General features: G+C 52.9%; 19 protein-coding genes. 9 read left to right on the forward strand and 10 right to left on the reverse strand.

What is annotated here, in order from left to right:
- Positions 1–27: 27 nt before the first annotated feature.
- The 3 genes from N1249_RS05920 to dcuC form a co-directional block, all read right to left on the reverse strand.
- Positions 28–351: a PTS fructose transporter subunit IIB gene (locus N1249_RS05920; RefSeq protein ID WP_014069308.1), complete on the reverse strand. Its 324-nt coding sequence runs from the start codon at positions 349–351 to the stop codon at positions 28–30.
- Between the two features lie 173 nt (positions 352–524).
- On the reverse strand, positions 525–1,334 hold the full coding sequence (gene rna / locus N1249_RS05925; RefSeq protein ID WP_259835362.1) for a ribonuclease I: 810 nt from the start codon (positions 1,332–1,334) through the stop codon (positions 525–527).
- Between the two features lie 90 nt (positions 1,335–1,424).
- Positions 1,425–2,798 (reverse strand): anaerobic C4-dicarboxylate transporter DcuC, encoded by a 1,374-nt coding sequence (gene dcuC / locus N1249_RS05930; RefSeq protein WP_259835364.1) that lies wholly within the window; start codon positions 2,796–2,798, stop codon positions 1,425–1,427.
- 341 nt (positions 2,799–3,139) lie between these two features.
- Here dcuC and N1249_RS05935 point away from each other — a divergent pair, with 341 nt between their 5' ends.
- From N1249_RS05935 to cspE, 7 genes are all read left to right on the forward strand, one after another.
- Positions 3,140–3,541 (forward strand): hypothetical protein, encoded by a 402-nt coding sequence (locus N1249_RS05935; protein WP_259835366.1) that lies wholly within the window; start codon positions 3,140–3,142, stop codon positions 3,539–3,541.
- Positions 3,542–3,595: 54 nt separating this feature from the next.
- On the forward strand, positions 3,596–3,910 hold the full coding sequence (locus tag N1249_RS05940; protein ID WP_259835368.1) for a copper-binding protein: 315 nt from the start codon (positions 3,596–3,598) through the stop codon (positions 3,908–3,910).
- A gap of 11 nt (positions 3,911–3,921) precedes the next feature.
- Positions 3,922–5,178 (forward strand): TolC family protein, encoded by a 1,257-nt coding sequence (locus N1249_RS05945; protein ID WP_259835370.1) that lies wholly within the window; start codon positions 3,922–3,924, stop codon positions 5,176–5,178.
- Positions 5,175–6,380, forward strand: coding sequence for an efflux RND transporter periplasmic adaptor subunit (locus tag N1249_RS05950; RefSeq protein ID WP_259835372.1), 1,206 nt, complete (start codon positions 5,175–5,177; stop codon positions 6,378–6,380). The genes N1249_RS05945 and N1249_RS05950 overlap by 4 nt, the downstream gene beginning before the upstream one ends.
- Positions 6,377–9,493, forward strand: coding sequence for an efflux RND transporter permease subunit (locus tag N1249_RS05955; RefSeq protein WP_259835374.1), 3,117 nt, complete (start codon positions 6,377–6,379; stop codon positions 9,491–9,493). Before N1249_RS05950 ends, N1249_RS05955 begins: the two co-directional genes overlap by 4 nt.
- A gap of 121 nt (positions 9,494–9,614) precedes the next feature.
- Positions 9,615–10,232: a lipid IV(A) palmitoyltransferase PagP gene (gene pagP, locus N1249_RS05960; protein ID WP_259835381.1), complete on the forward strand. Its 618-nt coding sequence runs from the start codon at positions 9,615–9,617 to the stop codon at positions 10,230–10,232.
- 190 nt (positions 10,233–10,422) lie between these two features.
- On the forward strand, positions 10,423–10,632 hold the full coding sequence (cspE, locus tag N1249_RS05965; protein ID WP_000034825.1) for a transcription antiterminator/RNA stability regulator CspE: 210 nt from the start codon (positions 10,423–10,425) through the stop codon (positions 10,630–10,632).
- A gap of 219 nt (positions 10,633–10,851) precedes the next feature.
- Here the strand turns inward: cspE and crcB are convergent, their stop codons facing one another.
- The gene (gene crcB / locus N1249_RS05970) at positions 10,852–11,235 is read right to left on the reverse strand and encodes a fluoride efflux transporter CrcB (RefSeq protein ID WP_259835385.1); all 384 of its coding nucleotides are present in this window, start codon (positions 11,233–11,235) and stop codon (positions 10,852–10,854) included.
- A 67-nt stretch (positions 11,236–11,302) separates the two neighbouring features.
- On the opposite strand from crcB, the gene N1249_RS05975 reads away from it, so the two are divergent.
- The gene (locus N1249_RS05975; protein WP_259835393.1) at positions 11,303–12,091 is read left to right on the forward strand and encodes a deaminated glutathione amidase; all 789 of its coding nucleotides are present in this window, start codon (positions 11,303–11,305) and stop codon (positions 12,089–12,091) included.
- A gap of 126 nt (positions 12,092–12,217) precedes the next feature.
- Positions 12,218–12,421, forward strand: coding sequence for a twin-arginine translocase subunit TatE (tatE, locus tag N1249_RS05980; RefSeq protein ID WP_014069320.1), 204 nt, complete (start codon positions 12,218–12,220; stop codon positions 12,419–12,421).
- A gap of 82 nt (positions 12,422–12,503) precedes the next feature.
- Here tatE and lipA read toward each other — a convergent pair whose 3' ends face one another.
- The 6 genes from lipA to rlpA form a co-directional block, all read right to left on the reverse strand.
- Positions 12,504–13,469 carry a lipoyl synthase gene (gene lipA, locus N1249_RS05985; RefSeq protein WP_006809637.1) on the reverse strand — a complete coding sequence of 322 codons (966 nt, stop codon included), beginning with the start codon at positions 13,467–13,469 and terminating at the stop codon, positions 12,504–12,506.
- A 207-nt stretch (positions 13,470–13,676) separates the two neighbouring features.
- Entirely contained in the window at positions 13,677–14,630 is a 954-nt protein-coding gene (locus tag N1249_RS05990; protein ID WP_259835400.1) for a YbeF family transcriptional regulator, read from the reverse strand.
- Positions 14,631–14,931: 301 nt separating this feature from the next.
- On the reverse strand, positions 14,932–15,573 hold the full coding sequence (gene lipB / locus N1249_RS05995; RefSeq protein WP_166717382.1) for a lipoyl(octanoyl) transferase LipB: 642 nt from the start codon (positions 15,571–15,573) through the stop codon (positions 14,932–14,934).
- Positions 15,574–15,666: 93 nt separating this feature from the next.
- Positions 15,667–15,930 (reverse strand): DUF493 family protein YbeD, encoded by a 264-nt coding sequence (gene ybeD, locus N1249_RS06000; protein ID WP_006177135.1) that lies wholly within the window; start codon positions 15,928–15,930, stop codon positions 15,667–15,669.
- A gap of 106 nt (positions 15,931–16,036) precedes the next feature.
- Complete coding sequence (dacA, locus tag N1249_RS06005) at positions 16,037–17,248, reverse strand: D-alanyl-D-alanine carboxypeptidase DacA (RefSeq protein ID WP_259835413.1); 1,212 nt, start codon at positions 17,246–17,248, stop codon at positions 16,037–16,039.
- A 139-nt stretch (positions 17,249–17,387) separates the two neighbouring features.
- Positions 17,388–18,497 carry an endolytic peptidoglycan transglycosylase RlpA gene (gene rlpA / locus N1249_RS06010; RefSeq protein WP_014069324.1) on the reverse strand — a complete coding sequence of 370 codons (1,110 nt, stop codon included), beginning with the start codon at positions 18,495–18,497 and terminating at the stop codon, positions 17,388–17,390.
- Positions 18,498–18,506 lie beyond the last annotated feature (9 nt).

Genomic DNA, 18,506 nt, shown 5'->3' on the forward strand with positions numbered 1-18,506 from the left:
GACGAAAACCCCTGAGTGTGAAGATTATTATTGTTCTGCAGCAATCAGCTCTTCGATCTCTTTCAGGGTGCCTGGCGCATTTTTGATGGCATCCTGAAGCGTGATTTCGTAAACATCGCGCGTTTCAAAACGTTCGTTATCTTCCGGGGTGATAGCGATGGCATGGATGATGATGTCGGCTTCGGCAATATCTTGCGCCGTTAAGCGATTCTGAATACCGTCCGCGCCCTGGGTTTCAATTTTGACCTCATAACCCGCTTCTACCGCGGCTTCTTCCAGTGCCTGAGCGGCCATAAAGGTATGCGCTAGTCCCATTGGGCACGCGCACAATGCAATCAGTTTTTTAGCCATGTGAATTTCCTCCAGTTGATGTCGATCCGATTATGGCGGGGAGGTTTGAGCGGTGTTTATCGGATAAATGATGCAATAGCTGGAGAAATGAAGCAGGTGCGCAGAAGTGTGATGTTTATCGTCATATAACGGAAATCAATGAAATACCGGGCGAATGTTCGCCCGGCAGGGGGTCAGTAGCCCACTTTATCGATAACGAACTGTTTGCCACAGTTGCCCGGGTGAGGCTGCGGCGCAAAAGATGACGCAGAGAGCGGCGCATTGATGGTGTTGGCGTTCAGCGAGAGCTGTATTTCGGTGAGATAGGCCGGGTTACCGTTGCAGGTAAGCTTGATGGCTTTGATACTCTCTTTCCCCCAGCCCTTGCCGACGGCATCATCAAAATCACCGCGGTTAACGGTTTTCCCGTAGTTATTGGCCAGGAATTGCCCCAGCGGGCTGCTTTTCACTTCCTGGTTCATCCGCACCATGGTGCCGAAATAGGCATCGGGGTCGAAGCCAAAGCAGACGCCGTGTTTGGCATATTCGTAGCGCTCAAGACAAGAGTTCCCGCCAGCGCCTGGCATCACGCTATTGAGCTTTGCTGCACCCGACAGGGATAACCCGGTTTCGGCGGCTGAACATTTACGGCTGGCTTTCGCTTCCGGCATGTTGGGGATGGGTCGAGTGGCGCAGCCATAACGCATCCAGCGGCGCTCATCTACCCCGCGCGAGGCAATGGATTTTGGCAGGCCAGGCCACAGACCGTGCACGGTCAGGAAATCAGTTTTGGTCTTGCTCTCTTTTTGCAGGCGACACTCGTCCGGTTCGTTACGGTTGCGTTCGACCATGCTCTGACAAAACCCGGTTTGCCAGGAGAGCGCTAGTACGTAGCGATCGAAATCTCCGTACTGCGTTGCCTTAAGAGGTTCAGCCTGAGCGGAGAAAAAGCAGAGTGCAAGCGCCATCGCGCCAGACGGAAAAACAATATCCTTCCTGAACATTTGAATTCCTGAATGATTGAAAACGGATGATTTCTGGAAGTTATTAAAGCACAAAAAGCGCCCGCAGGCGCTTTTTTGCGGGGGAAGAACTTACCCCACCGCGGTGCCAGGCACCAGCACTTCGGTGGCAATGATGACCACTATCAGGCCAACAAGGACGGGAACGGAGGTCCGTTTCACCACTTCAAAAGGCGATATTTTTGCCATCCCGGCAACCGCTACCACCACACCGGAAACCGGGGAAATGGTGCGGCCCAGGTTGGATGCCTGCAACATTGGAATCGACAGATACGCCGGGTTGATACCGGAGGAGTGCGCCAGTTTTGGGATCATCTCAACAAAGGCGTAGAACGGCGCATTACCGGAACCGGTGGTCATTGCGGCCAGCATGGTCAGGACCACCAGCACCAGCATCAGGATAATGCTTGCTGAGCCGAAGGAGGTGGCAATGGAGATCAGGCTCTGGATAAAGCCGATGGTGCTCAGCCCCTGGGCAAACACGCCAGCTGCAACCAGCAGCATCACTACGCCTGCAAAGGCATCCGCCATACCGCGGTAGGCCACTTCCAGCCCGGAAAACACCTTCTGAGTATTGAAGCCACGTACAAATTCCAGCACCGCCGCCAGCAGAATACAGATCACCAGGATCGTAATGATATGCAGCTGTGGGCCCCATTTGCCGTCAAAAATCAGCACGCCGATAATCGGTGTAAAAGGCAGGATGGCGTAGAAGGTTGGCGCAGTCGTGGTGATTTCAGCTACATCCAGCATTTCGTGGCTGATGTTCTCTTTTTTGTCGAGATAGCGCTGCCAGAAAAAGTGGGCAATCGCCATGGCGATGATGGCGGCAATCGAGATAGGCAGCGTGGTTTTAAACGCAAAATCGATCAGCGACATTTCGGCGGCTTTTGCTGCCAGCACCACATCACCGGAAGTTGGCGAAAGAATAATGGCTGCCGGAGAGGCGCAAATAGCGGCCGCCGCGCCACGGCTGATCCCCACGTTGACCATGACAGGGAACAGTGTTGCCATTAACAGCACGCCAAGACCGGTGGCAGAAGAGACGGCCAGTGACATCAGGCAGGCCAGGAAATACGCGGCGATCATCAGCAGGTAAGGGGAGTTGATGAATTTCAACGGCCGGGATGCCAGTTTAACGACCATATCGTTCGCGCCGATGTGAGTCATAAATGCCGCAAAACCGCACAGCATCATGATCATCATACCCAGGTCGCCGCCACGGCTCATGAGCAGGATTTTGATGTATTCGACAATGTCGGTCGCGGTATAGCCCGTACTGGTTTCACTGGCCGGTAAGACTTTATGGCCCATTAAGGCGCTAACAATGAGCAGCGTCAGGCCGCCGACAAATAAAACCCCGGTGGCTGAGTAGCCTTTAATGATGTAGCGGGCTACACCGACAATGACAACGACTCCGATAAGGAGCTCGATAAACGTAAGCATGGTATCCCCTGTATCCCTGCTGCCCGAGAGCACAAATAATCAATAAAAAAAGAAGGATGAAATGTGCCGAATTAATGGTCTGCCATTGCTGATTAAAATCAATAAATATACTACTAAAGGAGAGAGTAACGATATTTTGCCATTGCCCTAACATTTGCATCGTGGCGATATTGACTCATTGCATCATTATTATATGTCATGAAAATGATATTGAAGTGTTAATGTATTTAATACTATTTATCAGGAATTGATAAAGAACGTAAATCTCTTTAAAAGCGCTTTCTATTCCTTCTTTACCCTGCATATACTCTCAACACTTTTTTCAACCTGATGACGCCGATATGCACGCCAGCTGGACTTATCGCCTGCGCTTTTTCAAGAAACATCTGCTGATGTTTTTGATAGCCTTTGGCTGGCTGTTGATCCAGAGTCAGGTTGCTGTTGCCTCTCACGATTGTTCTATCGACCTTCGGGGTAACGTCGCGGCAGTTCAGCATATGGATATGATGGCTAAACCTGTCCCTGTTCATGCTGCTGATGTCTCGCCGCTGTGTGAAAAGCATTGTGTGCCCGATCAGGCGCCAAAAGATCCCTCCCAACCTCAACTGGTGGCACTACCTGCCGCCATGACCCTGACCCTGAACACGCCGGAATGTACGGCTGTACGCCAGTCTGCGTGGTCAGTCACTCCTCCTGCAGTGGGGCCACCGGCAACCATTCGGTTTTGCCGGTTCAGAGAGTAAAAACCTGTTAATTCGTTGATTTTATTTTAATTTACGTTTAACAGGAGCTTTATCATGCGTGCTTTATTCCTTTCCGCGCTGCTTGGCGCGTCCGTCTCTTTTTCTTCTTTTGCCGTCCAGGCGAATGAAGTAACCACCCCGGCTGCACAACGCTGGCAAGGCCATGGCGTTGTCCAGGCGTTTTCCGCGCAGTCTGTCACTCTCGAACATGACGCCATTCCTGAACTGAAATGGCCTGCCATGACGATGCCCTTTACCTTGTCATCCGGTGCTGCGCTCAATGGTGCGAAACCCGGCGATCGGGTGACGTTCATCCTTGAACGTTCAGGTGACGGGTTCCAGATCGTCTCGCTGACGCCACAGCGCTAAGCGAGGACTTCATGAAACAACACACACTGGGCCTGTGGCTCGGTGGGGTGATGTTCGGGCTACTCAGCTCCGCCGTACAGGCGGAGCCGTGGACGCTCGACCAAACCCTGACCGAAGCGCAACGCTATTCCGCGGAGTTATCTGCCAGCCGCAATGAAGCACAGGCACTGGATGCGATGGCGGATTCCGCGACTCAACTACCCGACCCCAAACTGAAGTTTGGAATTGAAAACGTACCGGTGCAGGGGAGCAACGACAGGCGTCTGACGCGTGAAGGCATGACCATGCAAAAAATTGGCATCATGCAGAGCTATGTCAGTTCCGAAAAACGAGAACGTAAAGCGCAAACCTTCCAGGCGCAGGCGCGAGGCGTGCTGGCAAAAGGGGAGGCTATTCGCGCTGCGCTGCAGCGCGATACCGCCCAGGCCTGGCTCGAACTGGCGTTAACCCAGCAGGCGCTGAAAAAAGCGAAAGCGCTGGTCAGTGAAACCGCGCGTCAGCGCGGTGTACAAAAGGCAAGCGTAGGGGCGGGCAGTTCCACGCCAGACAGCGTACTGGCGCTGCAAATGACCCTGAGTGCAATGCGCGATAAAGAGACGCTTGCTCAGCGTGATGTGCAACTGGCGCAAAGCCGCCTGTTTCAGCTGACAGGGCAAACAATCACCGATGTGAGCGGGCCATTGCCGCGCTACCAGCGGCTTCCCGCCGATGAAAAAACGCTGGAAGAGGGAATAGTCCGGCACCCGGAAGTGGAAGCCGCCCGCCGGGAGGCCGACACCGCGAAAGCCCGTTCCGCGCAATCGGCAATCGCCGCCATACCTGATGTAGATGTCGAGGTGTTTTACGCCCATCGCGCAGAAGGCTATGACGACATGGCTGGGGTGATGTTCAGCGTTGATTTGCCGATTTTCCAGTCCAAAAGGCAGGACAAAGATTATGCCGCGGATGTCTCCCGGTCGATGCAGGCGGTAGACCAGCTCACGCTGATTAAACGTGAGCATATCGCACAGGTGCAGTCGCTGGTGGCGCAGTATCAGGCGGCGCAAACCTTATGGCAGCGTCAGAGCGAGGAGATCCTTCCGTTACAGCGGCAACGGCTGGATGTGCTGACGGCGCAGTATCGTTCGGGGCAGTCCGAACTGCCTGCATTACTGGAAGCGCGCCGTAGCGTGCTGGATACGGAACTCGCGGCGAATCAGGCTGAGCGTGAGATGGCGCGTAACTGGGCGGCGATCCAATGGCTGATCCCACAGGAGCTGGCAAAATGAAAACAACGACCTTAACCGTAGTCGCCATTGCCGTGTTAGTGGCGGCCGGGGGCGGCTACTTTGTGGGGCAAAAGCAGTCTCATCAACCCACGGCACAGCCGCAACCCACTGAGCGTAAAGTGCTTTACTGGTACGATCCCATGATGCCAGGCCAGCGTTTTGATAAGCCTGGAAAATCACCCTTTATGGATATGCAACTGGTGCCGCGCTACGCCGACGAGGAGAAGGCAGCGGCTGGCGTTGGCATCAGCGCGCAGCAGCAGCAAAACCTGGGCATGAAGACAACGAAAGCCCAGCTGCATCAGCTGACTGTCCCGTTTTCCGCTTTCGCCACGGTATCAACGGATGAGCGGGGAGTGACCGTGGTTTCAGCGCCTGCCAACGGCGTGGTGAAACGATTGTATGTCAACGCCCCGCAGCAGCAGGTGAAAGCCGGCGAAGCGCTGGCGCAGCTGTGGATCCCACAATGGACCACCGCACAACAGGAGTATCTGGCGGTACGTCAGCTTGGAGATGCCGGGCTGACCCGCGCCGCACGTGAGCGGCTGGCGCTGCAATTTATGCCGGAGGAAGTGATCCGCGCGCTGGAACGAAGCGGCAAACCGCAAACCACGCTGACGCTTCGGGCGGCGAAAGCAGGATATGTCGTTAAGCTGGATGTACGTGAGGGTGCGCAAATTACGGCAACGGCGCCGCTGTTCGAAATCGCCAGCCTTGATCCTGTGTGGCTGGTTGTTGATTACCCGCAAACGCAGGCACAGTCCCTGAGCGTGGGCACTGAAGTGGTTGCCACGACACAGAGCTGGCCGGGTGAGCAATTCCACGGCACGGTCAGTGAGCTACTCCCGCAGATGGAAACCACCACGCGAACACTGAAAGCACGCATCGTGCTGAACAACGCCGGGGAGAAATTAAAACCCGGAATGTATCTCAGCGTATCGCGCGCCCAGGCAGCAGAACGCCCGCCAGTGCTTGCGGTACCCGAAGAAGCGGTCATCAACAGCGGGGAGTCTACACGTCTGCTGCTGGCCACCGGGGACGGCTATTTCCGCCCGGTCAATGTCAAAACAGGGTTGACTGCCCAGGGCTGGACGGAGATCACGTCGGGCCTGAAAGAGGGCGATGACGTTGTCACCTCAGGGCAGTTCCTGATTGATTCAGAAGCGAATCTGCGCAGCGTGATGCTGGAGGTGACCCAATGATTGCCGCGGTGATTCGTGCCTCATTACGTAACCGGCTGCTGGTGATCCTGGCGGCAATGATTATGGCCGGGTGGGGCTGGTGGGCGGTGCAACGCGCACCGCTGGATGCGCTTCCCGATCTCTCTGATGTGCAGGTTATCGTCAAAGCCAGCTATCCAGGCAAAGCACCGCAGGTGATAGAGGATCAGGTCACCTGGCCGCTGACCACGTCGATGCTCTCCGTGCCGGGGGCTAAAACGGTGCGCGGCTTTTCCATGTTTGGTGATGCCTATGTCTACGTGCTGTTTGAAGATGGCACGGATTTGTACTGGGCTCGTTCACGCGTGCTGGAGTATTTAAGCCAGGTGCAGTCGCAATTTCCGGCGGGAGTGAAAGTCTCGCTGGGACCAGACGCCACCGGGGTGGGCTGGATTTATGAGTACGCGCTTGTCGATCGCAGCGGAAAACACAGCCTGGCAGACCTGCGAGCCATCCAGGACTGGACGCTGAAATTTGAGCTTAAAACCGTGCCGAACGTGTCGGAAGTCGCCAGCATTGGCGGGATGGTGCGCCAGTACCAGATTGTGGCCGATCCCGCCAGGATGCGTGCGCTGAACATTACCCACAGCCAGCTTTCCAGCGCGGTACAGGCTGCCAACAAAGAGAGTGGTGGCGCATTGCTGGAGATGGGTGAGGCTGAATACATGGTGCGCACCACCGGCTATTTGCGGTCGCTGGATGATTTTCTCAACGTGGTGATCGCCAGTCGGGACGGGGTACCTGTCCTGCTAAAAGACGTCGCGACCATTGGATTTGGCCCGGAGATCCGCCGGGGCGTGGCAGAGCTGAATGGTGAAGGCGAGGTTGCCGGGGGCGTGGTCGTGATGCGCTATGGGCAGAATGCGCTGGACACCATTCACGCGGTGAAAACAAAGCTCAGTGAATTGCAGAAAACGTTGCCAGAAGGTGTGGAAATTGTCCCGGTTTATGACCGCTCAACCCTGATTGAAGAGTCGGTTAAAACGCTGACGCATAAGTTGCTGGAAGAGTTTGCGGTCGTGGTGGTGGTGTGTGCGCTGTTTTTATTCCATTTCCGTTCAGCGCTGGTGGCTATTGTCTCTCTGCCGCTGGGGATCCTGGGCGCATTCGTGGTGATGCACTATCAGGGCATCAACGCGAACATCATGTCGCTTGGCGGGATCGCTATTGCTATCGGGGCGATGGTCGACGCCGCGATTGTGATGATTGAAAACATGCACAAAGTGCTGGAGCAATGGCGGCATGATAACCCGGATAAAACGCCGTCGTCCGGGGATTACTGGCACCTTGCGGAGCGCGCCGCCGTGGAAGTCGGTCCGGCGCTGTTTTGCAGCCTGCTTATCATCACCTTGTCGTTCATTCCGGTGTTTTCACTTGAGGCGCAGGAAGGGCGAATGTTTTCCCCGCTGGCGTTTACCAAAACCTGGTCAATGGCGGTGGCGGCAGGGCTAGGCATTACCCTGGTGCCGGTGCTGATGGGCTATTTTATTCGCGGCAAGATCCCTGACGAAAAAGCCAACCCCATCAACCGGGTGCTGATCCGCCTGTATGAACCTTTGCTGGATAAGGTGCTCTCGTTTCCGAAAACGACGCTGGTGCTGGCATTTGCGCTTTTGGTGGCGACCCTCTGGCCGCTAAGCCGGCTCGGAAGTGAATTTATGCCACCTCTGGATGAGGGGGATTTGCTGTACATGCCATCCACACTGCCAGGCATTTCCGCCCGCGAGGCTTCGCGGTTATTGCAGCAAACGGACCGGCTGATTAAAAGCGTACCGGAAGTGGAAAGCGTGTTTGGTAAGGCCGGAAGGGCTGAATCGGCTACCGATCCGGCACCGCTCACAATGCTGGAGACAACCATCCACTTTAAACCCCGCGCTCAGTGGCGCCCGGGAATGACAACGCAAAAACTGGTCGAGGAGCTGGATAAAACGGTGTCCGTACCTGGTATTGCTAACGTGTGGGTGCCACCTATCCGTAACCGCCTGGATATGCTGGCCACCGGGATCAAAAGCCCGGTGGGCATTAAGGTGAACGGCAATAATATTGCGGATATCGAGCGGGTCGCCCAGCAGATTGAACAGGTGGTGAAGCAGGTGCCTGGCGTCACTTCGGCCCTGGCGGAACGTCTGGCGGGCGGGCGCTATGTGGATATTCGTATCGACAGGCAAAAGGCTGCGCGATACGGCGTGTCCGTCGATGAACTGCAAAGTATGGTTTCTACCTTAGTGGGGGGCGATAACATTGGCGAAGTCATTCAGGGGCGTGAGCGTTATCCCATCAACCTGCGCTACCCGCGCGACCTTCGCGATAATGTGGATAAACTGCGCGTCTTACCCGTGATCGCCGCGAACGGCAGCCAGATTGCGCTTGGCGAGCTGGCGGACATTGTGGTGACGGAAGGACCGCCAATGTTGAAAAGTGAAAATGCGCGACTGTCTAACTGGATTTATGTCGACCTGCGCGGGCGTGATCTGAAGTCAGCGGTAGATGAAATGCAAAAGCGGGTGGCGGAGCAGGTTGTTTTACCGCAGGGCGTGTCGCTCTCCTGGTCCGGACAATTCGAATATCTTGAGCGGGCCACGGCGAAGTTAAAAATAGTCCTGCCAGTTACCCTCATGATTATATTTATACTGCTTTGGTTAACCTTTAAACGCGTTTCAGATGTCCTGATAATTATGGGGACATTACCTTTTGCACTTATTGGGGGCGTGTGGTTGCTGTGGCTGCTTGAATATAATCTGTCGGTGGCGGGGGCGGTAGGATTTATAGCGCTTTCCGGTGTCGCGGCGGAATTCGGGGTAATAATGGTCCTCTATTTAAATCATGCGCTGGATAAGTACCGTCTGCGGGACCCCGAAGGCGGGAGTGCGATGGTTATGCGGGCTATCCATGAAGGAGCCGTGCTTCGCGTTCGCCCGAAAGTGATGACCGTTGCCACCATCATGGCGGGCTTGCTACCCATTATGTGGGGGGGCGGCAGCGGTTCAGAGGTGATGCAGCGCATCGCAGCCCCGATGATAGGCGGGATGGTGACTGCGCCGTTGCTGTCAATGCTGGTTATTCCTGCTCTTTATAAATTGTTACATCGACGTTAAATATTCATCCTGTATGCGCTTATTCAGGCATACAGGATAATGCAACTTCGGAATATTCCCAGAATAAACGGTATTAATTAGGAATAACGCTGATGCCGTTAAGTTACCATTCAACTATTCTATGGTAAACTTTGCCCCGAATACTAAGAATGGTAATTGCATTGTGATCGTACGAAATAAGTTTTACTTGATTTTATTGTTTATTTTTGGGCAGTTAACATTTTCTTCTGTTGCTAAGGCAGAAGAAAGCGCGACGGATAAGGGCTGGTTCTCAACTTTTACGGATAACGTCGCGCAAACCTGGAAGGAGCCAGAGCACTATGACCTTTATATTCCGGCAATAACGTGGCACGCGCGTTTTGCGTATGACAAAGAAAAGACTGACAAATACAACGAGCGCCCGTGGGGTGCAGGTTTTGGCCAGTCACGCTGGGATGAAAAAGGGAACTGGCACGGCATCTACCTGATGGCCTTTAAAGATTCCTTTAACAAATGGGAACCGATTGGCGGCTACGGTTGGGAGAAAACCTGGCGACCATTAGCGGACGATAACTTCCACGTGGGTCTGGGCTATACCGCAGGGGTTACCGCGCGCGATAACTGGAATTACATCCCTATTCCGGTGATCTTGCCACTGGCGTCCATTGGTTACGGTCCTGCAACCTTCCAGATGACGTATATTCCAGGAACTTACAACAACGGTAACGTTTACTTCGCGTGGATGCGTTTTCAGTTTTAACTGAAAAAACTTTACATGATGGCGAAAAAACGTACTGTCCTTGAATCATAAAGAATAAAAATCCGTCAGTGAAAATTAACGCGACTTTTGTCACTTTTTATCAAAGATCCGCTGGACAAAACGTCCCACAATTGTTGTACTGATACCCGACACAGCATTTGTGTCGTTTTTTAATGTAAAGGTAATTTTGATGTCTAAGATTAAAGGTAACGTTAAGTGGTTTAATGAGTCCAAAGGATTCGGTTTCATTACTCCAGAAGATGGCAGCAAAGACGTGTTCGTACACTTCTCTGCAATCCAGACTAATGGTTTCAAAACCCTGGCTGAAGGTCAGCGCGTTGAGTTTGAAATCACTAACGGTGCCAAAGGCCCTTCTGCTGCTAACGTAATCGCTCTGTAATTCAGACGCGTCAGCAAGAATTTCAAAACCCGCTCATTGAGCGGGTTTTTTTCGTTTTAAATCAGCCAAGAAAATAAATTTTCAGGAAGCTGGCGATGATCAGTACGCTCAGCAACACCATTCCTGCGCTCATCAAACTGTCTTTCATTCCGTCACCCTCGTTCAGTATTGCAACCAGAGTGACAGAGAAAAGTTAAGCCAACATTAACGCTCGTGACGTTATTGCGGGCTGGCGGAGGAAAATAACCAAAATGCGATAGCCGTCATCGCAAACGAACCCAGCATGTTGATCGCAATGTTGGTCAATGCCCAGGTGAATCGCCCTTCCTGGAACAGGAACACCACCTCGGCGGAGAAGGTCGAGAATGTTGTCAGGCCGCCACAGAAACCGGTGGTGATCAAAACCTTCCACATCGGGTCGATATTGGTCATTCGGTTGAACCAGGCCAGCCCCATACCAATAATAAATGCGCCAATCAGGTTAGCGGCAAGCGTGCCCATAGGGATCGCCTGATGCATGGGATTAAACCGCATACTTAAGAACCACCGCGCAACGCTCCCTGTACCACCACCAATAAAAACGGCTAAAAGTAGTTGTAACACGCTAAATACCTGCTATTTGATGTGTAAGAGCATCGAGTTTAACGCCGATTATGAGTGGGGGACAAATATGTATGTTGCGGTAGGGCAGTTTGCGGTAACGCCGCGCTGGGAAGAGAATGCGCAAAACTGCGTGGCCCTGATGGCTCAGGCGCGGCAGAAGGGGGCATCGTTGCTGGTGCTCCCTGAAGCGCTGCTGGCGCGTGATGATAATGACCCGGATATGTCGGTGAAATCAGCTCAGCCGCTGGATGGCGGTTTTTTGCAGCTGTTGCTTCATGAAAGCGCCGGTAATCAACTGACCACGGTGCTGACTATCCATGTTCCGTCTTCACCGGGAAGGGCGGTGAACACCCTTGTGGCGATCCGTGACGGTGCGATTATCGCAAGCTACGCTAAATTACATCTCTACGATGCATTCAGTATTCAGGAGTCACGCCTGGTTGACCCAGGCGACGTCATGCCGCCATTGATTAACATCAGCGGCCTGAATATCGGGTTGATGACCTGCTACGATGTGCGTTTCCCTGAGATGGCGATGAGCCTGGCCCTTAATGGGGCTGATGTGCTGGTATTGCCTGCGGCGTGGGTAAAAGGGCCGCTTAAAGAGCACCACTGGGCAACGCTGCTTGCTGCCCGTGCACTCGACACTACCTGCTATATTGTGGCTGCCGGGGAGTGCGGAAATAAGAATATTGGCCAGAGCCGGGTTGTTGATCCGCTGGGGGTGACGGTCGCCGCAGCTGCGGAAGCGCCGACGTTGCTGATGACCGAGATATTTTCAGCCCGAATAGCGCTTGCGCGCCAGCAATTACCTGTTCTGCAAAATCGCCGGTTTGCGCCACCGCAATTATTCTGATGTTTTTTTCAACAATGCTTGATTCACCTTGTTACAGATTGCTATTGTGTGCGCGCGTCAAATGACCGTTAATAAGATCAGGTTTTTGGCGCTGAATGCAGCCTGTTTTATGTAAAGAAGGTATCTATGGGTGAGATTAGTATTACCAAACTGCTGGTGGTTGCCGCACTGGTCGTCCTGCTGTTTGGTACCAAGAAGTTACGCACACTGGGTGGTGACCTGGGTGCAGCAATTAAAGGCTTCAAGAAAGCGATGAATGACGATGATGCGGCTGCGAAGAAAAGCGCCGAGGATGACGTCCCTGCTGAGAAGCTTTCTCACAAAGAGTAAGAGCATGGCCTGAGGGCTTGCGAAAAAAACCGGCTCAATGGCCGGTTTTTTTATGACGTAACTGTAAATAAATATTTCTAATTTATTTAACTTCTTCGCCTTTCGCCTGCATATCAGCGTGGTATGACGAGCGAACAAACGGGCCGCAGGCTGCATGGGTAAAGCCCATTGCCATTGCTTCGGCTTTCATTTCATCGAACTCATCAGGGCTAACATAACGCTGCACTGGCAGGTGATGGCGGCTAGGTTGCAGATACTGGCCCAGCGTCAGCATGGTTACGCCGTGGCGACGCAGATCGCGCATGACTTCAATGATCTCGGCATTGGTTTCACCGAGGCCAACCATCAGGCCTGATTTGGTCGGGATATGCGGGTGCGCTTCTTTAAAACGCTCCAGCAGCTTCAGGGACCAGTTGTAATCTGCACCAGGGCGAACCTGACGGTAAATGCGCGGTACGTTTTCCAGGTTGTGGTTGAACACATCCGGCGGCGTTGCGGTCAGGATATCCAGCGCACGATCCATACGTCCACGGAAATCCGGTACCAGCGTCTCAATTTTGATGTTTGGACTTTTCTCACGAATAGCAGTGATACAGTCAGCAAAGTGCTGAGCACCGCCATCACGCAGATCGTCACGGTCAACAGAGGTAATTACTACATAGCGTAGCGCCATGTCGGCAATCGTCTGAGCCAGTTTTTGCGGTTCGTTAGCATCAGGCGCAACAGGGCGACCATGTGCTACGTCGCAGAACGGACAGCGGCGGGTACAAATAGCACCCAGGATCATAAAGGTCGCTGTGCCGTGGTTGAAACATTCAGCAAGGTTGGGGCAAGAGGCTTCTTCACATACAGAGTGAAGGCCATTTTTACGCATCGCCGCTTTGATCCCCTGGATACGCGAAGAGTCTGCCGGAAGTTTGATTTTCATCCATTCCGGTTTTCTTAACAGCGCTTCGCGCTCTGTAGCCACGTTTTTAACCGGGATAAGGGCCATTTTATCGGCATCGCGGTATTTAACACCGCGTTCCATCACAATGGGTTTACTCATAGCGTGCGTGTTCCAGTTGCGAATATCGAAGGAAAGCGTTTCAATTCAAGGGAATGTTGTATTTATCAACTATTTTTGAACGAACGACAGGCAGTATATCATTGAAACGGTCGATAAAGCAGCCTGCCAGGTCGCCAAATTGTAAAATAGTTGTTGTTTTGTGCCTTTTGCCCCGCACCTGGCAGGGGCTTGTACTGAATGGGTCTGTCAGAAGGCCTGGCGGATGACGTTAATGACGGTTTCGAGTACCGGATCGCGCAGGCTGAGTTTGTTGTAATGCAGAGAAATTTCAATAGATTCAGTGTTCAGCTGCGGTAAGGGGATGCTCTCCAGTGGCCAGCATTTGCGCAGCAAAGAGAACAGCCGGGCAGGCATAACGCAAAGCATATCGCTACTGCTAATCAGGGACGCCATCGTAAACATATTGTAACTGCTGAAGCTCACCTGACGTTCCGGGAAAATCTCGTCTAAGCGCTGGCGCAGAACGTTCATGCTTTGCCCTTCGGCCATGAACGATGAATGCTCGTAGCCGCGTAAGTTCTCCAGCGTCAGAGGTTGGCTGAGCGCCGGATGATGCTGGCGACACACCAGCGTCAGGCTGTCAGCATAGAGGACGTTCTGCCCCAGTGCTCTGGCGTTAAAATTATTACTGTCGATAATCAGGTCGGTCTGGAATTGTGAGAGCTGAATTTCAGGCTCACTGACGGGAACATTACGCAGCAGCAGCTGTGGCGCGTGTTGTTTCACCGCCTGATAGATGATGGGCATGACCAGAACGCCAACAGAAGGTGATGTACCGATGGTAATCGTTCTCTGCTTGTCGTAGCTCCCGGTCAGGTCCAGCGCGCCCAGAATCGATTCCAGCCCCTGGCTGATGTACTCATGCAGGTGGGTCGCATAGGCTGTAGGCGTCACGCCCTGGCCTTTACGGATAAATAAGGGATCGGGAAATATAGCGCGCAATTTCTGAATTGACTGGCTAATTGCAGAGGGCGTGAGATTAAGAATTTTCGCAGCGTTAACGATACCCTTGTGGACATATACTGCCTCAAAAATAGTCAGTAAATTGAGATCAATATTACGTAATGTCCGAAAAATTTGCGGTTTATCTTCACTACCGGGTTCATTCAGGCGTTTTGCTGGTAAATTATTATACTCCACGCTTTCACTCCGTATTCATTCACAATATGAATGATAGTTGAAATTATTTATTATGCCTGTAGAGATTCGTAAAGCGTTTTGTAGACGCCACTTGTTTATCAAAAACAAACAGTTGTGTGATTATCACGCAAGCTACATGAGCCTCTCAATCAGCTCTGGCTGTGGGCTAAATAATTTATAGCGCTAATATGCGGACGCGTTCAGGCGCTTCGAAAATATAGAATCTGCGGATTATTGTAAAGCGTAAAAGCGGGAAATAAGTGATGGCTCGTCAAATAATCAAGCCATCATGTATGATATATTAAGCAGGGATATATTCGTGAGGTGGATTGTTAAGTAGTGCTAACAAGTTGCTCAACAGCACCGGTCGAATAATATCAGGTGTGGCTGTTTCGACCCACTGACGCATTTGCGTCATTTCCATTCCGGCATATCCACATGGGTTGATGCGTAAGAACGGTGCGAGATCCATATTAATATTTAACGCCAGCCCATGGAACGAACAGCCCTTACGAATACGCAGACCCAGCGAGCAGATCTTCATCTCTCCAACGTACACACCTGGCGCATCGGCCCGGGGATGGGCATCTATGCCATATTCCGCCAGCGTGTTCACCACGGTTTGTTCCAGCAGCGTGACCAGTTCACGTACGCCAAGTTTTCTGCGTTTCAGGTTCAGCAGGACATACATTACCTGCTGGCCCGGACCGTGATAGGTGACTTGTCCACCGCGATCGCTCTGAATGACCGGAATGTCGCCGGTCGTCAGCAGATGTTCTGCTTTGCCAGCCTGCCCCTGAGTAAACACCGGCAGATGTTCTACCAGCCAGATTTCATCAGGTGTCGTTTCATCGCGAGAATCGGTGAAGTCATGCATGGCCTGGGAGACAGGCTCGTAAGGTTGCAGCCCGAGTTGGCGGACAAGAATTTTATCCTGGTACAAAACTGTGTCTCCGAAGACAAGGGAGAAAAGGTGAAGGGATTATATCACAGCGGGGAGAGGGGTTACCCGGCAAACCGGGTAACCGCAGAGGGACTACAGCACCATACGAACAATTTCGATATTGCCGAGCTCTTCGTACAGCGTCTCAACCTGCTCAATGTGCGTGGCAGTGATGGTAATAGAAACCGAGTGGTAGTTGCCCTTGCTGCTTGGTTTTACTGACGGAGAGTAGTCGCCCGGCGCATGGCGCTGTACCACTTCAACCACCTGATCAACCAGCTCAGGTTTCGCCAGACCCATTACTTTGTAAGTAAATGAGGTAGGGAATTCAAGCAGTTCGTTAAGTTTGGTTTTCATGTCAGCTCCGGCGTAACGTCAAAAAATAATAACTCCCACGTCAGGTGGGAGTTATCAGGATAGGTAGTATATGGGGATCAAAATCACACTTTCAAGTGTTCAATTTTTATCCAAACCAGTGATGGAACATCAATTTAATGTAATCAATGATTTTGCCGAAGAAATTGCCTTCAGGAATTTCTTGCAGCACCACCAGTGGGCGCTGATCGATGGTTTTGCCATCCAGCTGGAAGTTAATGGTGCCCACAACCTGGTTTTTCTGCAGCGGAGCATGGAGCTCAGTGCTGTTCAGCACGTAGCTGGCTTTCAGATCCTTCATGCGGCCGCGCGGAATGGTCAGATACAGATCTTTGTCCACGCCCAGGGAGGCGCGATCGTTGTCACCAAACCAGACTGGCTCAGAAGCAAATTCTTTACCTGCTTTCAGTGGGTTCACGGTTTCGAAGAAACGGAAGCCCCAGGTCAGCAGTTTTTTGCTTTCGGTTTCACGACCTTTAAAGGTGCGACCACCCATAACGGCAGAAATCAGGCGCATCTGGCCTTCAGTGGCAGAGGCAACCAGGTTATAACCCGCTTTATCGGTGTGACCGGTCTTGATGCCGTCTACGTTCAGGCTGTTGTCCCACAGCAGACCGTTACGGTTAGTCTGGCGGATACCGTTGAAGGTAAACTCTTTTTCTTTATAGATGGAGTATTCGTTAGGCACGTCGCGGATAAGCGCCTGACCAATCAGCGCCATATCACGTGCGGAACTGTACTGGCCTTCAGCATCCAGGCCGTGAACGGTCTGGAAGTGGCTGTTTTGCAGGCCCAGAGCGGTCACGTAGCTGTTCATCAGGCCAACAAACGCGTCCTGGCTACCGGCAGCAAAGTCGGCCATTGCCACGCAGGCATCGTTACCAGATTGCAGGTTGATACCACGGATCAGCTGAGATACAGGAACCTGCATTCCAGGTTTCAGGAACATCAGCGATGAACCTTTAAAGACCGGGTTACCTGTCGCCCACGCATCGTTTCCGATGGTGACCAGGTCGGTTTCTTTAAATTTACCTGCCTTCATGGCCTGACCGATAACGTAGCTGGTCATCATTTTGGTCAGACTGGCCGGATCGCGGCGGGCGTCGGCATTCTGTTCTGCCAGAACTTTGCCAGAGTTGTAATCGATCAGGATGTAGGATTCCGCGTCGATTTGCGGAACGCCAGGGATCATGGTCTTGATATTCAGGTCATCGGCGTGAGCGGCAGAGAGTGCAGCTGCGCAAAGGGCCGTGGTCAGCGCCATGCGCTGCACAAAACGAGCAGAAAAAGTGGTCTTCATGGTCAGAACTACGACATCCGTGATGGAATTAAAAAAAGTGCCTTACTATAGCAAATGCTATACAGGCAGGCATCCGACTTTCAGTGCGAGTTTGTGAATGTTAGTTACACAAATCGACAATTCGGATACCGCCGATGAGTTATTTCGCAACAGCGATAAATGATTGCAATTGCGCTTCGCTTTGCAGGCGTTGTTGCAGGGCAGACGCCTGTGATTTGCTGGCAAACGGCCCCATCTGGATACGCCAGACTGCGCCATTTTGCTCAACGCGTCCTGGCACGCTGAATTGCTGACTCAAACGCTGTTGGTACTGTTTTGCACGCGCCTGGTCACTTACCGCACCCACCTGAACGACAAAACCACCGCTTGCAGCAGCTGGCGCAGCAACTTCCGCGCTCTGGGTTGCCACTGGTGCAGTCACCGCTGCAGGCTGCGTTACCGGCGCAGCAACAACGGGCGCAGGCGTTGGCTCGCTACCTTCCAGTACACCTGCCGCTAAGGTTGTCGGCGCACCGAGAAAACCGCTGCTCTTCACTGGCGCGCCAGTGCTGTCATCGCTCTGCAAGGTATCATTGCTGATTGCACGAACTTCACCCTGAGGTGCAGCAGGCTCAGCCGGAGAAGATGCGCCACCCATACCACCGCTTAAGTCCGGGCGTGAGGGAAGGGCATAGGTCTGCTTGGCAACGGTGGTACAGGCTGTACCCGGGCCAGAAAGCGTACCATCCTGCGCAACGATGATTGGATCGATACGCACTTTGGTGTTGTTCGACGTGTTCAGACGGTCAGCGGCTGCACGTGACAGTGAAATCACACGGTCGTTACCGTACGGTCCACGGTCATTGATGCGCACGACGATCATGCGACCATTCGCCAGGTTCGTGATACGGGCATAGCTTGGTATCGGCAGCGTCGGGTGTGCTGCGGTGATCTGCGCGGGATCGAACGTTTCGCCCGATGCCGTCAGGTTGCTACCTGGCTCTGCATCGTAGATGGCGGCAAAACCTGCCTGGCTAAAGCGTGACGGGTCTTGCACAATTTTGTAGCTCTTGCCATCGCGCTGATAATCCTGATTTGCCGTTGCGTTCAGCGGTTCATAACTTGGATCGGCACCGCTGATTTCAACAATCGGGCCATTACAGACCGCAGGCTGCGGCGGCGCGACGGTCGCCTGCTGCTGACCATCATCACTTGAACAGGCTGCAAGCAAACTTGCTGCGATGCAGATACCCAGCCACTGCTTACGCATTGCGATCCC

Source organism: Enterobacter sp. CP102, from assembly GCF_025152625.1.
Lineage (GTDB): Bacteria > Pseudomonadota > Gammaproteobacteria > Enterobacterales > Enterobacteriaceae > Enterobacter > Enterobacter soli.

What these genes read in the sequence shown, in the direction of transcription:
- dacA (WP_259835413.1), bottom strand. Translation starts at nt 17,248, where the DNA reads ATGAAGACCACTTTTTCTGCTCGTTTTGTGCAGCGCATGGCGCTGACC.
- N1249_RS05920 (WP_014069308.1), bottom strand. Translation starts at nt 351, where the DNA reads ATGGCTAAAAAACTGATTGCATTGTGCGCGTGCCCAATGGGACTAGCG.
- N1249_RS05955 (WP_259835374.1), top strand. Translation starts at nt 6,377, where the DNA reads ATGATTGCCGCGGTGATTCGTGCCTCATTACGTAACCGGCTGCTGGTG.
- N1249_RS05945 (WP_259835370.1), top strand. Translation starts at nt 3,922, where the DNA reads ATGAAACAACACACACTGGGCCTGTGGCTCGGTGGGGTGATGTTCGGG.
- pagP (WP_259835381.1), top strand. Translation starts at nt 9,615, where the DNA reads ATGGTAAACTTTGCCCCGAATACTAAGAATGGTAATTGCATTGTGATC.
- ybeD (WP_006177135.1), bottom strand. Translation starts at nt 15,930, where the DNA reads ATGAAAACCAAACTTAACGAACTGCTTGAATTCCCTACCTCATTTACT.
- rna (WP_259835362.1), bottom strand. Translation starts at nt 1,334, where the DNA reads ATGTTCAGGAAGGATATTGTTTTTCCGTCTGGCGCGATGGCGCTTGCA.
- N1249_RS05935 (WP_259835366.1), top strand. Translation starts at nt 3,140, where the DNA reads ATGCACGCCAGCTGGACTTATCGCCTGCGCTTTTTCAAGAAACATCTG.
- cspE (WP_000034825.1), top strand. Translation starts at nt 10,423, where the DNA reads ATGTCTAAGATTAAAGGTAACGTTAAGTGGTTTAATGAGTCCAAAGGA.
- N1249_RS05950 (WP_259835372.1), top strand. Translation starts at nt 5,175, where the DNA reads ATGAAAACAACGACCTTAACCGTAGTCGCCATTGCCGTGTTAGTGGCG.
- dcuC (WP_259835364.1), bottom strand. Translation starts at nt 2,798, where the DNA reads ATGCTTACGTTTATCGAGCTCCTTATCGGAGTCGTTGTCATTGTCGGT.
- tatE (WP_014069320.1), top strand. Translation starts at nt 12,218, where the DNA reads ATGGGTGAGATTAGTATTACCAAACTGCTGGTGGTTGCCGCACTGGTC.
- lipA (WP_006809637.1), bottom strand. Translation starts at nt 13,469, where the DNA reads ATGAGTAAACCCATTGTGATGGAACGCGGTGTTAAATACCGCGATGCC.
- N1249_RS05975 (WP_259835393.1), top strand. Translation starts at nt 11,303, where the DNA reads ATGTATGTTGCGGTAGGGCAGTTTGCGGTAACGCCGCGCTGGGAAGAG.
- N1249_RS05940 (WP_259835368.1), top strand. Translation starts at nt 3,596, where the DNA reads ATGCGTGCTTTATTCCTTTCCGCGCTGCTTGGCGCGTCCGTCTCTTTT.
- rlpA (WP_014069324.1), bottom strand. Translation starts at nt 18,497, where the DNA reads ATGCGTAAGCAGTGGCTGGGTATCTGCATCGCAGCAAGTTTGCTTGCA.